The sequence below is a fragment of the Paraburkholderia eburnea genome (genome assembly GCF_002917095.1).
GTDB classification, from domain to species: Bacteria; Pseudomonadota; Gammaproteobacteria; order Burkholderiales; family Burkholderiaceae; genus Paraburkholderia; species Paraburkholderia eburnea.
Genome location: NZ_PQGA01000002.1, coordinates 110,545 through 123,903, shown reverse-complemented (window position 1 = coordinate 123,903; position 13,359 = coordinate 110,545). Strand labels below are relative to the sequence as shown.

Genomic DNA, 13,359 nt, shown 5'->3' with positions numbered 1-13,359 from the left:
TCAGATTCGGGAAAAAATTCCTGAAACATTAAACGCGACGTTAATCGCAACGCCAATCACAAATACAGCGGGCATGAAATCGCCCAAAATATCGTGATTGACGCACGCATATTGCGATATTTAAAATTGCGTGGTCGCGCCTCCACCGCATAACGGTTAGCCACTGAAAAAGCGTTGACGGCCTGCGCCACACCAGGGAAAGAAAATCCATGAACCCAACGGATCTGCTCCAGATCATTCGCGATGGGCTGATCCAGCAGGATCGCCTTATTAAGGCGGATATTCCTTCGCTGCCGGACAACGCGCTCGTACCACGTCGGGCGGTGACCTATTCCGAACTCGGCCGTGATTTCAGTGTAACGGTTGACATGGTCTCGACCGCTAGCGACATCGAACTCAAATCGCTCATCGCTAAACCGATGACGTTGTGGATTCAACAAGCGGACAAATCCTATCTACCGGTCAACGGTTACATCCATACAGCGCGCAGACTAGGCGCCGACGGGAGTTACAGTGGCTATCAGGTTACTTATGCGTCATGGATGCATTTCCTTCGGTTCCGCAGCGATATGCGTTACTGGCAGGACAAAAGTGTGGACGCCATCATTACCGATGTATTCAACATGCATCCGCAGGCGCGGGGACAATTCCAATTTGCGCTACAAAACCCGCTGCCCCAGCGTTCGTATTGCCGTCAAAGTGAAACCGACTGGAATTTTGTTCAACGCCTGATGGAGGAAGAGGGACTTTTCGGCTTCTGGCGTCAAACGCAGGACGGCAAGTCACACATTTTCGTGGTGACGGACAACATTTACGCTCTTGATGAAGTGACAACCAACCCGATCCAGTTTTCGCGATCGGGAACAGGTAGTGAAGCTGATGCGTTCACGCAATGGTCAGGAATGCGGACGCTACAAAGCACCATCCATACAACGCGCACTTTCGACTATAAGGCTCCGTCTTCGGTTGCGAATCCGAAAGCCGCTCGTTTGGCCATGTCGCCGGAACTATCAATACAGGCAACTCAAATAGCAGCTACTCAGCAATTTGGGGTATAGAGGGGCGATTCATGGCATTCTCTAATGCCCAAGTGGTATTTATGGATGCGCTTGAATTCCCCCAAGCAGACGGATCCACCAGCTCACTGCCGCAAGACTTCAAAAGAAGAGAGATCGAATGAAATCTATTTCACGGCACAAATACATTGCAGCAGTTGCATCATTTGCAGCGCTAATTTGTGTATGTGCCAAAGCAGACGACATCAACCCAGTCAAAATTGGTGATCAGGCTGGCTATGTGAAGACCGCGGATGGTCCGCTAGCCGTTTCGGTTGACATGGAAGATTGTACGTTTGACATGCAATTATCGAAGAATCAGCATATTAAATACAATGGTCCAGATATAATATTCTACGATGCCACACAAGTTGCCAGCGATGGAATTTTGCCTTATCTCTTGCAAGCGCAAATGTCATCAGGATACTCATGGTCATTTAAAACGCGTGGGCATGCGGATCTTAAATGGTTCGGGATGATGTGCGAGAACAAAAGTGATTTTTACTGGTCCGCAAACAAGAAGAGCTTGGATGATCAGACTCCGGAAACTCAACAAATCATGGAAGATAACTCTGATCGCTGCCCGGCCGATTTTAAAAACGGAAAATTTTCACCAAATAAAAAAACCAAGAATCTCATCTTCCGGCCCATTGATAACAATCAATGGAGTGGTTTCATTTACGGAAATCCCAGCAAGCGAGATCGCTCCACTCTTGCTTACGCAGGATTTTGTCTGATTCACAATGACTCTGTAATTATCGGCAGCATGTATGATCCGGACAAAAATCTCACCGTTCCAATTTCTTTTTTAGACGAAATCTCCGACTCTTTGTCGACGCTGAAATTCACCGACAAGTAGCGTGATGTGATAGATAACCAAGGTGTCACAATGGTCAACACCTTTGGTCCTTTAATCAATTCATCGATTATTTTGACGCTCCCCGACACGACGATCGACGAGGACTGCGATTGAAGTCCTCAATTGGAAATGACAGGGTCCGTCTTCGCGAAAAACCTTTGAATCATCGTCTCCACCACGATCTATGAAACGCTATCTGATACTAAACGGCGACAAGAACACCGCGAATGGAACGATCATCGCAGCACATACAACGATCCAGTTTGCCGGCAGAGATGTCGCTCACGAAGGTGACGACGTGCATTGTCGGGAATGCAATTCGACGGGCAAGATCCAATGCGAGGGTCCACGTCAAATAATGACCGCGCCTGACGGTCGACACGCGGCCTTGAGCGACGATCTTTGCATCTGCAAATGCGCCCCTGCGCCGAAGCTTGTCGCTTCCCAGCGCTCCATGTCCGTTGATTGCTGATCATCGGATGGGCGAGGTCCGATTGAATCTATCACTTGCCCCCACCCACTATGCGACAGGGCCGGCAATCAACCTCACAGCTCTTCAGATAAACGCGTCGGGACTGGGCAACCGTATAGGTCTGCTAGAGCAGCATGTGCGCGGTCACTCCGGCTGCCAACATTCGTGCTGCACGCGCGCGGCACCCCAACCTTTCGCGGTATCCGTTCATCAACGCATTCGCGCCATCGCAGCAAACCACCCACCGCCGGCATTCTGCCGAACAGGTACTCCGTAAGCTCAGTGCCTGCATGACGGCGTGGTCCGTGAATGTTTTGTTTCGCGTCAACTCCACAACATATCCGCTTCACCGCGCATGGAACGTGACACATGCGCGTCGTCACACAAATGCCACGCGCAAGAAAAGGTATCATGACAACGACATTTTTTCTTCACGCGGAGCCGGTTTATGGCGATTCGAAGTCACTCAACCTGTTTAGTCGTCTAGACGTCGCGACACCTTCACTCAAGCGTCATACTCGCTTCCTAGAATGACATCGACTCAACCGTGACTCGCGGCACAAACGCCCGGCTCATACGACGAATCGGAATGGATGCCACGATGGACGCGATACGTATCGAACGCCTCTCGAAGACTTTTAACGGGGGCACATCTTCCGCGGGCCGTAAGGCGCTCGACGAAATCGACCTGCGCATCGGCACGGGCGAAATGGTCGCGTTGATCGGCGCATCGGGGTCGGGAAAATCCACGCTGCTGCGTCATATCGCGGGCTTCGTGGCGTCCGACCCACAACCTTCGCAGATCGAAATATTGGGTAGACCGATCCAGCAGAACGGCCGCATCGTGCGCGAGGTGCGCCGCATCCGCCGCGATATCGGCTTCGTGTTCCAGCAGTTCAATCTGGTGCATCGGCTCACGGTCGAAACCAACGTGCTGATCGGCGCGCTTGCGCGCCTGCCGCTGTGGCGCCGCCTGACCGGCTGCTTTCCGCGCAGCGAGCGCGAACTCTCCGCTGCAGCGCTCGCGGAAGTGGGCATCGGCGACAAGGCAGGGGAACGCGCCGCCAATCTTTCAGGCGGCCAGCAGCAACGCGCAGCGCTCGCCCGCGCGCTGGTGCAGCGTGCGCGCCTGATTCTCGCCGATGAACCGATCGCCTCGCTCGATCCCGAATCGTCGCGCCGCGTGATGGACATGCTGCGCATGCTCAACCGCAATCATGGCCTCACCGTGGTCGTATCGCTGCATCAGGTCGATATCGCCATGCAGTACTGTCCGCGCACGGTTGCGCTGCGTGATGGCCGGGTGGTGTACGACGGTCCGTCCGCTGCGCTCACGCCTGCGCTTCTGCAACAGCTTTACGGCAGCGCCGCGCGCGAACTGCTCGAACCCGAAGCCTCGCACGCGATCACGCGACGTTTCGGTGCACACCCCGAAGCCGCCTGAAGCGCCGCATTCCCTGTTCTGTTCAAGCAAACGTCTTCTCTTTCCACGAACCGGATTACCTTTCACATGAAACTGCTTCGTTCCATGCTGTCCTGGTGCGCCGCCAGCGCCGTTGCGTTTGCATCGCTAGGCGCCACGGCCGCTCGCGCGGAAGACCTGAACTTCGGCATTATCTCGACCGATTCGTCGGCGGTGCTTAAACAGCGCTGGCAACCCTTCATCGACGATCTGAACCGTCAGACCGGCTTGCACGTCAACGCGTTCTTTGCGACCGACTACTCGGGCATCATCGAGGCAATGCGTTTCAACAAGGTGCAGATCGGCTATTTCGGCAATGCCTCGGCGATGGAAGCCGTGGACCGCTCGAACGGCGAGATCTTCGCGAAGGTGCTCTACGCAAACGGCGACGCCGGCTACAAATCGGTGCTCATCACCAACGTCAACAGCCGTGTGAAGACCATCGACGATGTCTTCAAGAATCCTAAGGATCTCACACTGGGATGGGGCGACCCGAATTCGACGTCGGGCACGCTGATTCCTGGCTACTATCTTTTCGCTCAGCATGGCCTCGCTGTAAACGCAACGACCTTCAAGACCGTGCTGCCGTCGAGCCACGAAGCAAACCTGCTTGCCGTGGTCAACAACAAGGTCGATATCGCGACGAATAACACCATCGAGCTTTCCACGCTGGAAAAGAAGCATCCGGATCGCTTCGCGCAGGTACGCGTGCTGTGGACGTCGCCGCTGATTGCGTCCGATCCGCTCGTGTGGCGCAAGGATTTGCCCGAAGCCACCAAACAGAAACTGCGCGACTTCTTCTATCACTACGCTAAAGCCGATCCGCGCGAAAAAGCCGTGATGGCGGCGATCACCGGCTACGCAGGCTTTGCGCCCGCCACCGACGCGCAACTGCTGCCGATCCGCCAGGTCGCGCTCTTTCAGCAGAAGCAGAAGATTATCGCCGACACGCATCTCTCCGACGACGACCGCAAGAGCCAGATCGCGGCCATCGACGCGAAGATCGGCGCGCTCGACGCAGCCGCCAAACAGTGATGGGATCGATGGATTTCGAGGCAAAGACGGCTCCCCTCCTCGCGGCCGCCGCGCACGGCAAGGGCAAGCGTAGCTGGTCGTCGCTCGTGCTGTGGGCGATCGTGTTCATGCTGCTGGGCGCGGCGTGGCAGGGCGCGGACATGCGCCCGCTCGACCTGCTCGCCGACTCGTCGAACATGGGCACCTTCGCGCGCGGCTTCTTCCCGCCCGACTTCACCGAATGGCGCACCTATGCGCACGAAATGTGGGTGACGGTAGCCGTCGCGCTGTGGGGCACGGCGCTCGCCATCGTCTGCGCGGTGCCTTTCGGGCTGATGTCCGCGCACAACCTCGCGCCGCGCTGGGTACGGCATCCGGTGCGCCGGCTGATGGACGCGTGCCGCGCCATCAACGAGATGGTGTTCGCGATGCTGTTCATCGTCGCGGTCGGGCTCGGACCGTTCGCGGGCGTGCTGGCGTTGTGGGTGCATACGACCGGCGTGCTCGCGAAGCTCTTTGCCGAAGCGGTCGAAGCCATCGATCCGCGTCCCGCCGAGGGCGTGCGCGCGACCGGTGCCTCACCGCTCGACGAAATCATCTATGGCGTACTGCCTCAGGTGATGCCGTTGTGGATCTCTTATGCGCTCTATCGTTTCGAGTCGAATGTGCGATCCGCGATGGTGGTGGGCATGGTGGGCGCGGGCGGCATCGGCGTCGTGCTGTACGAGGAAATCCGCTCGTTCGATTATGCGCAGACCTGCGCGGTGCTCATCATGGTGATCGCCGTGGTCGTCACAATTGATCTCATTTCGGCGTGGCTGCGGGCGCGCGTGACCTGACGCGCCACCCTGTTTTATGGCGATTTGTGGCAATTTGTGGCGATCGCGCGCATTCGGTGGAATAATTGCTTCTTTGTAGCGGCAGCGGGCCGCCACTTTTCCACTCGGTTCTTTACGCACTCGCAATGGCAAGTTTCGTCGTCCTGCTGGTTTTGCTCTCGGCGCTCATGCACGCGAGCTGGAATGCCTTCCTTCATCTCTCGGGCGACCGTGTGTGGCTGCTCGGCATGTTTTCGATTCCATACGTGCTGGTCAGCGCCGTCGGCGTGTGCGTGCTGCCGATGCCCGCGCCCGAGGCCTGGCCTTATATCGTGGCTTCGGCGCTGCTGGAATTCGCTTACTGTTTCACGTTGATTCGCGCGTATCGCAGCGGGGACTTCGGTCAGATTTATCCGATTGCGCGTGGGCTTTCGCCGCTGTTGATCTTCGTCGGTGCGCTTGTGTTTGCGCATGAGGCGTTGCATGCGCTCGCGGCTACGGGCGTGATGTTGGTTTCGCTCGGCATCATGTCGCTGGCATTTCGGCGTGGCATGCGGTTTTCAGGTGAGAGCGTGCCCTGGGCGCTGCTTACGGGTCTCTTTATCGCGGTCTATTCGCTCGTCGACGGGCTAGGGGCGCGTGTCGCGGGGAATCCGCTTAGCTACATCATGTGGGTTTATTTGCTCTGGAATGTGCCTCAGTTTATTGTCGTCTGTGCGCTGCGCGGTGGTGTGGCGCAGATGTTCGTGTCGAAAGGTAATGCGGCGCGCGGTATGTTGGCAGGTGTGCTGGCGCTGACTGCTTATTGTCTTGTGATCGAGGCGTTTCGGTATCTGCCGATTGCTATGGTTTCTGCGTTGCGCGAGTTGTCGTCGATTTTTGCTGTGCTGATTGGGTGGGTTTTTATGAAGGAACAGCTCACCGCGCGGCGTATGCTTGCTTGTGCGCTTGTTAGTTGTGGGGCGGTTTTGATTCGGCTTTAACTGCTCTTTTTGCTGGCTGTTTTGGCATTTCCTTGTGGTCGTGTCGGTCTGCAAGCGTTGCCCCTGTGCGGGGCGGCACCTACTTTCTTTGGGGCCTGTCAGTAATTTTGTGTTTAAGGCATAACATGCTCCCAAGGAGTGTTTATGCCACGCAAACCGAAAGCCCCGCCGGCAGATTTACCGGCGATTCCTGCAGAGCTGCTTGAGCAGTTCGGCAACGGCCCGATGACGGCCGAAGCCATCAATGCCGCCACGATGGCGCTCAAGAAAGCCCTGATCGAACGTGCGCTGGGCGGCGAGATGAACCACCATCTCGGTTATCCGCCGGGCGCGACGAAGCCGGCCGACGTCGTCAACCAGCGCAATGGCAAAGGGGCCAAGACGGTCCTGACCGAAGACGGCCCGATGCGCATCGAGGTGCCGCGCGAGCGCGATGGCAGCTTCGAGCCGCTGCTGATTCCCAAACACGAACGACGCTTCACCGGCTTCGACGACAAGATCGTTGCCATGTATGCCCGAGGCATGACAGTTCGGGAGATCCAGGGCTTCCTGCTGGAGCAGTACGGTACCGAGGTCTCGCCCGATTTCATCAGTTCGGTCACGGATGAAGTGATGGCCGAAGTCACTGCCTGGCAGGGCCGCCCGCTTGAGCCCATGTATCCGGTCGTGTTCTTCGACGCACTGCGGGTCAAGATCCGCGAAGACGCGGTGGTGCGCAACAAGGCCGTCTATCTGGCGCTGGGCGTGCTGCCGGACGGCACGCGCGACATTCTCGGACTCTGGATTGAAGGCACCGAAGGCGCCAAATTCTGGATGAAAGTCTTCAACGATCTGAAGACGCGCGGCGTCCACAACATCCTGATTGCCGTCACCGACGGCCTCAAGGGCATGCCTGAAGCGCTGGCGGCTGTGTTCCCCGAGACGACGCTGCAGACCTGCATCGTCCATCTGATTCGAAACAGCCTGGATTATTCGGGCTGGAAAGACCGTCGGACGCTGGCTGCCGCCATTCGACCGATCTACGCGGCCACCAGCGCGGAGGCGGCCGAGGCCGCACTGAATGACTTTGCCGACGGCCCCTGGGGGCAGAAATTCCCGATGATCAGCATGGCATGGCGTAGTGCCTGGGATCGCGTGATTCCATTCTTTGCGTTTGCGCCCGCGATCCGAAAGATCATTTATACGACCAACGCCATCGAGAGTATCAATGCCCAGTTGCGCAAGATCATTAAGACCCGTGGGCACTTCCCGAGCGACGAGGCAGCAACGAAGTTGATCTGGCTGGCCTTGCGCAATATCACGGCGGGCTGGGGCAGCTCCACTCACGACTGGAAAGCTGCCATGAACCAATTCGCTATCCTCTATCAGGATCGCTTCTTCAGATTCACCGTGTAATGCTCAACCCGCCTTGAACACGGAAATTCTGACACCCCCGCACTTACTTTCTTTGCGGCGGCAAAGAAAGTAGGCAAAGAAAGCCGCTCACACCGCCAGTGTGACGCAGTCCACCACTAACCCTGTAGCGGAGTGGTGACTGGGCATTGCTCGCATCCCGCACCACCCAACGAAGTGACAAAGGACTCATTCATCCCGCTGCTCGCTACGCGCGCAGCGGTTCGGTCTGCATGGGAAACCAACAGTACTTCTAACCTTTCAGAGAATACGAATACCCCCAAACCACGGTTTTTTGTTATGCCCCACGGGGCGCGCAGCGCCCCCGGATGGGCGGGCGTCTCCACTCCGTTGTACGACGCGTGATGCGAGCGCTGCCCAGTCACCACTCCGCTGGTGGGCGAGTGGTGAACGGCGTCACACTGGCGGTTTGAGCGGCTTTCTTTTGCCTACTTTTCTTTGCCGCGGCAAAGAAAAGTAGGTGCCGCCCCGCACAGGGGCAACACTGGCAAACCAACACGATCACAAGGAAATGCCAACATCAATAGCCTCGCCAAGCGTATCAAAAGCAGGCACGATCTCCTCATCGGGCACACAGGCATAGCCAATCAACAACCCCGCCGCCGCGCGCTCACGTTCCGAGTAATACCCCGACAACGGCCGCACAACGATATTACGAGCAAGCGCAGCCTCAGCGACAGCACGATCATCACTGCCCTCAGGCAACTGCATGACCACATGCAACCCGGCATCCCCGCCCATAGCAGGCAACGCATCCCCATAACGCCGCGCGGCAGCATCAAGCAACGCCTGCCGCCGCTGCCCATAGAGCGCCCGCATCTTGCGAATATGCGAAGTGAAATGCCCTTCCGCGATAAATTCCGCCAGCACGGCCTGTTGCAACAACTGCCCTTCACGATAAAGCTCGGCACTCGCAGTCGCGAAACTCTCCGCAAGCGGCTCCGGCGCAACCAGATACCCCACGCGCAGCCCCGGAAACAGCGTCTTCCCGAAGCTCCCCACATAAATCACCTGCCCCGCCGTATCGAGCCCTTGCAGCGACGCAAGCGGCCGGCTGCCGTAGCGAAACTCACTGTCGTAATCGTCCTCGATGATCCAGCACTGATGCTGCCGCGCGTATTCGAGCAGCGTGCGGCGACGCGCGAGGCTCATCACCATGCCGAGCGGATATTGATGCGAAGGCGTGACAAGAATCAGCTTCGGCGGCGGCGCGGCGAAATCGGCAGCTGAAGGATTGATGCCTTCGCTATCCACGGCGATCGGACGCGGCTTAAGCCCCGAAACGTGCAGCACGCTGCGCACGCCCCAGTAGCAAGGGTCTTCGGTCCAGATGGTGTCGCCCGGATCGGACAGCAGACGCACGGCAAGATCGACGGACTGGTGAATGCCGGTCGTGATGATGATCTGCTCGGGCGAACAGCGCACCGAACGCGAGGTGCGCAAATAGTCGGCCAATACGTGACGCAGCAAAGCGAGCCCGCCGCCCGGTGCGTAAGTCAGCAAATCGGGACGCAGCGTGCGCCAGTATTTGTTGTGCAAGCGCGTCCAGATGCGCGCCGGGAAGCGCGAGACATCGGGCACGCCGGGCATGAACGCGCCACCCTGGCGTTTCGAAACGCCCGCTCCCGCGATCAGGCGCGCGCCACGCGCGGAGAGCGCGCGGGCAGCCGGCCGGTGCGGCTGCGCAGACTGCAATGCTTGCGGCGCGCCTGAAAACCGCGTGACAGCGTCGTCGTCGAGCAGATCGGCAGCAACGGCCAACGGCGGCGGCAACACTGCCAGCGCGGCGTCAATCTGGCTGTTAGTTGCACTAGTTCGCGATTGGCTCGCAATGGCACCTGATTTAATCGGGGTTTTCACCAATCCGATAGAGCCAATTTCCGCCGCGTCGACGATCTCATCGGGCGAAGTATCGGCCACGAACGTGCCACGCCCCGTCGCCGATGTGACGTAGCCTTCGAGCACCAATTGCTCGTAAACCTGCGTCACCGTATTGCGCGCGATCCCCAGCTCCGCCGCCAGAAGCCGCGAGGACGGGACTCGCGCGCCCGCCGGCAGTTCGCGCGAGAGGATCGCCTGTTGCAGCAACCGGTGCAGTTGCCGGTACACGGGCTGGCCGCTGCCGCGCTCGAGCCGCTGGGCCAGCCAGTCGGACAGGACACTCGCTCGCATCGAAATTGGCTCCTAAAGATTGCACTGAATGGCTCTAAATTTTAGAGCCAAACGTGAGTATAGTCGCGGCATGGACTGCTTGCCGGTCCACCCACCAACCTCAGAACCGAAAGCATCAAGGAGATGAACGTGAGCAAGAACGCCGATCTGCAGAGCCGCAAGGACGCCATTACCCCGCGCGGCGTGGGCGTGATGTGCAACTTCTACGCCGAACGCGCCGAAAACGCGGAACTGTGGGACGTCGAAGGCCGCCGCTTCATCGACTTCGCCGCCGGTATCGCCGTGTGCAACACGGGCCACCGCCATCCGAAGATCGTCGCCGCCATCAAGGCGCAACTCGACCAGTTCACGCACACCGCCTACCAGATCGTCCCCTACGAGTCGTACGTCTCGCTGGCCGAGAAGGTCGCGCAGCGCGCGCCGGGCAGCTTCGCAAAGAAGGCCGCGTTCTTCACGACCGGCGCTGAAGCCGTCGAAAACGCCGTCAAGATCGCGCGCGCCTCGACGGGCCGTCCGGGCGTGATCGCCTTCGCGGGCGGCTTCCACGGCCGCACGATGATGGGCATGGCGCTCACCGGCAAGGTCGCGCCGTACAAGCTGAACTTCGGCCCCTTCCCGGCTGACGTCTACCACGCTCCGTACCCCAACTCGGTTCACGGCATCAGCACGGCCGATTCGCTCAAGCACATCGAGATGCTGTTCAAGGCCGACATCGATCCGAAGCGCGTCGCCGCGATCATCTTCGAACCGGTTCAGGGCGAAGGCGGCTTCTACCAGGCGCCGGCTGACTTCGTGCGCGGCCTGCGCAAGATCTGCGACACGCACGGCATCCTGCTGATCGCCGACGAAGTCCAAACCGGCTTCGCGCGTACCGGCAAGCTGTTCGCGATGGAACACTACGACGTCGCGCCGGATCTGATGACGATCGCCAAGAGCCTCGCCGGCGGCATGCCGCTGTCGGGCGTGGTCGGCCGCGCGGAAGTCATGGACGCGGCAGCGCCTGGCGGTCTGGGCGGCACGTATGCCGGTAACCCGCTGGCCGTCGCTTCGGCGCACGCAGTCATCGAGATCATCGAAGAAGAAAAGCTCTGCGAGCGCGCCACGAAGCTCGGCGACAAGATCAAGGCCAAGCTGAACGCGATGAAGGCCGAAGTGCCGCAAATCGCCGACGTGCGCGGTCCGGGCGCGATGAATGCCGTGGAATTCTGCAAGCCGGGCACGAACGAAGCCGACGCCGACTTCACGAAGCGCGTACAAACGGCAGCGCTGAACCGCGGCCTGCTGCTGCTCGTGTGCGGCGTGTACTCGAACGTCGTGCGCTTCCTGTTCCCGCTGACGATCCAGGAAAACGTCTTCGACGAAGCCCTCGCGATCCTCGAAGAGTCGATCAAGGAAGCCGTGGGCGTGCCGGCCTAAGCCACTTACGAAACACACCTTGGCCCGCCGAGCGCGGGCCATCCCGAAACGGCACACCGGCGCTGGCCGCTGTGCCGTTCGTCGTTGTGCCGCGCCGCCGTACATCGCGCGGCGACGACTCACCGAAAACGAATCCATTCGAAGCCTGTCCGGAGTTCACACATGAACCTGAAAGACGCATCGCTGCTCAAGAACGCCGCCTATATCAACGGTGAATGGCAAGGCGCCGAAGACGGCGCCACGCTCGACGTGGTCAACCCCGCCACCGGCGCGCTGATCGGCACGGTGCCGCGCATGGGCGCCGCCGAAACGCGCCGCGCGATCTCCACCGCGAACGCCGCCTGGCCTGCCTGGCGCGCCAAAACGGCGAAGGAGCGCAGCGTGATCCTGCGCAAGTGGCACGACCTGATGATCGAAAACGCCGACGACCTCGCGCTGATCCTCACGACCGAGCAAGGCAAGCCGCTCGCCGAAGCCAAGGGCGAAATCGGCTACGCCGCTTCGTTCCTCGAATGGTTCGCCGAGGAAGGCAAGCGCGTCTACGGCGACACGATCCCGACGCCCGCCAACGACAAGCGCATCGTCGTGACGAAGGAAGCGATCGGCGTGTGCGCCGCGATCACGCCCTGGAATTTCCCCGCCGCGATGATCACGCGCAAGGTCGGCCCGGCGCTCGCCGCAGGCTGCCCGATCGTGCTGAAACCCGCTGAAGCGACGCCGTTTTCGGCGCTCGCGCTGGCCGTGCTGGCCGAACGCGCGGGCGTGCCGGCGGGCGTGTTCAGCGTCGTCACCGGCGACCCGAAGGCCATCGGCGGCGAACTGACGAGCAACCCGATCGTGCGCAAGCTCTCGTTCACCGGCTCGACGCCGGTGGGCCGTCTGCTGATGAGCCAGTGCGCCGCGACCGTCAAGAAAGTCTCGCTCGAACTGGGCGGCAACGCGCCGTTCATCGTGTTCGACGATGCCGATCTGGACGCCGCGGTCGCGGGCGCGATTGCCTCGAAGTACCGCAACAGCGGCCAGACCTGCGTGTGCACGAACCGCTTCTACGTGCACGAGGCCGTGTACGACGCGTTCGCCGCGAAGCTGCGCGATGCGGTGGAAAAGCTCAAGGTGGGCCTGGGCACCGAGGCCGGCGTGACGCAAGGCCCGCTCATCAACGAAGCCGCCGTGCTGAAGGTGGAATCGCACATCGAAGACGCGCTCGGCAAGGGTGCTCAGGTGCTGACGGGCGGCAAACGCCACGCGCTCGGCCATGGCTTCTTCGAGCCGACCATCCTCACGGGCGTCACGCCCGCGATGAAGGTCGCGCGCGACGAAACGTTCGGCCCGCTCGCGCCGCTGTTCCGCTTCTCGTCGGATGAAGAAGTGATCAAGATGGCGAACGATACCGAATTCGGTCTGGCCGCCTACTTCTACAGCCGCGATATCGGCCGCGTCTGGCGCGTGGCGGAAGCGCTCGAATACGGCATGGTGGGCATCAACACCGGCCTGATCTCGAACGAAGTCGCGCCGTTCGGCGGCGTGAAGCAATCGGGTCTGGGCCGCGAAGGCTCGCACTACGGTATCGACGACTACGTCGTCATCAAGTACCTGTGCATGGCAGGCATGTAAGCCGCCAGACGAAAGACGGGCGCCGCTAAAGGCGCCCGTGCGGATGGTCGGACAAACCGGCGCGTGGCGATGGATTCGCTA

Annotated in this window: 10 protein-coding genes and 1 pseudogene; 10 read left to right on the top strand and 1 reads right to left on the bottom strand. The window is 59.8% G+C overall.

Features of this window, described 5'->3' with window-relative positions; translation table 11 throughout:
* Positions 1-209: 209 nt before the first annotated feature.
* The 8 genes and pseudogenes from B0G62_RS04980 to B0G62_RS04950 all read left to right on the top strand — a co-directional run.
* Positions 210-992, top strand: a pseudogene (locus B0G62_RS04980) (phage late control D family protein); the annotation flags it as partial.
* A gap of 184 nt (positions 993-1,176) precedes the next feature.
* Positions 1,177-1,914, top strand: a complete 738-nt coding sequence (locus B0G62_RS31050; protein WP_146055199.1) for a hypothetical protein — start codon at positions 1,177-1,179, stop codon at positions 1,912-1,914.
* Positions 1,915-2,098: 184 nt separating this feature from the next.
* Positions 2,099-2,386, top strand: coding sequence for a PAAR domain-containing protein (locus B0G62_RS04975; RefSeq protein ID WP_103703077.1), 288 nt, complete (start codon positions 2,099-2,101; stop codon positions 2,384-2,386).
* Positions 2,387-2,975: 589 nt separating this feature from the next.
* Positions 2,976-3,830 carry a phosphonate ABC transporter ATP-binding protein gene (phnC, locus tag B0G62_RS04970; protein ID WP_181315617.1) on the top strand — a complete coding sequence of 285 codons (855 nt, stop codon included), beginning with the start codon at positions 2,976-2,978 and terminating at the stop codon, positions 3,828-3,830.
* Between the two features lie 66 nt (positions 3,831-3,896).
* Positions 3,897-4,883 (top strand): phosphonate ABC transporter substrate-binding protein, encoded by a 987-nt coding sequence (gene phnD / locus B0G62_RS04965; RefSeq protein ID WP_103703076.1) that lies wholly within the window; start codon positions 3,897-3,899, stop codon positions 4,881-4,883.
* 8 nt (positions 4,884-4,891) lie between these two features.
* Entirely contained in the window at positions 4,892-5,701 is an 810-nt protein-coding gene (phnE, locus tag B0G62_RS04960) for a phosphonate ABC transporter, permease protein PhnE (protein ID WP_167401180.1), read from the top strand.
* 125 nt (positions 5,702-5,826) lie between these two features.
* Positions 5,827-6,663, top strand: coding sequence for an EamA family transporter (locus B0G62_RS04955; protein WP_103703074.1), 837 nt, complete (start codon positions 5,827-5,829; stop codon positions 6,661-6,663).
* A 144-nt stretch (positions 6,664-6,807) separates the two neighbouring features.
* On the top strand, positions 6,808-8,058 hold the full coding sequence (locus B0G62_RS04950) for an IS256 family transposase (RefSeq protein ID WP_103703073.1): 1,251 nt from the start codon (positions 6,808-6,810) through the stop codon (positions 8,056-8,058).
* Between the two features lie 519 nt (positions 8,059-8,577).
* On the opposite strand, the gene pdxR is transcribed toward B0G62_RS04950, so the two are convergent.
* Positions 8,578-10,248 (bottom strand): MocR-like pyridoxine biosynthesis transcription factor PdxR, encoded by a 1,671-nt coding sequence (gene pdxR / locus B0G62_RS04945; RefSeq protein WP_103703072.1) that lies wholly within the window; start codon positions 10,246-10,248, stop codon positions 8,578-8,580.
* 123 nt (positions 10,249-10,371) lie between these two features.
* On the opposite strand from pdxR, the gene gabT reads away from it, so the two are divergent.
* Positions 10,372-11,664, top strand: a complete 1,293-nt coding sequence (gene gabT / locus B0G62_RS04940) for a 4-aminobutyrate--2-oxoglutarate transaminase (protein WP_103703071.1) — start codon at positions 10,372-10,374, stop codon at positions 11,662-11,664.
* Between the two features lie 162 nt (positions 11,665-11,826).
* Positions 11,827-13,278: an NADP-dependent succinate-semialdehyde dehydrogenase gene (gabD, locus tag B0G62_RS04935; protein ID WP_103703070.1), complete on the top strand. Its 1,452-nt coding sequence runs from the start codon at positions 11,827-11,829 to the stop codon at positions 13,276-13,278.
* Positions 13,279-13,359: the final 81 nt, after the last annotated feature.

Bases quoted from the DNA above. Each gene is read 5' to 3' on its own strand.
- B0G62_RS31050 (WP_146055199.1), top strand. From the start codon at position 1,177: ATGAAATCTATTTCACGGCACAAATACATTGCAGCAGTTGCATCATTT.
- B0G62_RS04975 (WP_103703077.1), top strand. From the start codon at position 2,099: ATGAAACGCTATCTGATACTAAACGGCGACAAGAACACCGCGAATGGA.
- phnC (WP_181315617.1), top strand. From the start codon at position 2,976: ATGGATGCCACGATGGACGCGATACGTATCGAACGCCTCTCGAAGACT.
- phnD (WP_103703076.1), top strand. From the start codon at position 3,897: ATGAAACTGCTTCGTTCCATGCTGTCCTGGTGCGCCGCCAGCGCCGTT.
- phnE (WP_167401180.1), top strand. From the start codon at position 4,892: ATGGATTTCGAGGCAAAGACGGCTCCCCTCCTCGCGGCCGCCGCGCAC.
- B0G62_RS04955 (WP_103703074.1), top strand. From the start codon at position 5,827: ATGGCAAGTTTCGTCGTCCTGCTGGTTTTGCTCTCGGCGCTCATGCAC.
- B0G62_RS04950 (WP_103703073.1), top strand. From the start codon at position 6,808: ATGCCACGCAAACCGAAAGCCCCGCCGGCAGATTTACCGGCGATTCCT.
- pdxR (WP_103703072.1), bottom strand. From the start codon at position 10,248: ATGCGAGCGAGTGTCCTGTCCGACTGGCTGGCCCAGCGGCTCGAGCGC.
- gabT (WP_103703071.1), top strand. From the start codon at position 10,372: ATGAACGTGAGCAAGAACGCCGATCTGCAGAGCCGCAAGGACGCCATT.
- gabD (WP_103703070.1), top strand. From the start codon at position 11,827: ATGAACCTGAAAGACGCATCGCTGCTCAAGAACGCCGCCTATATCAAC.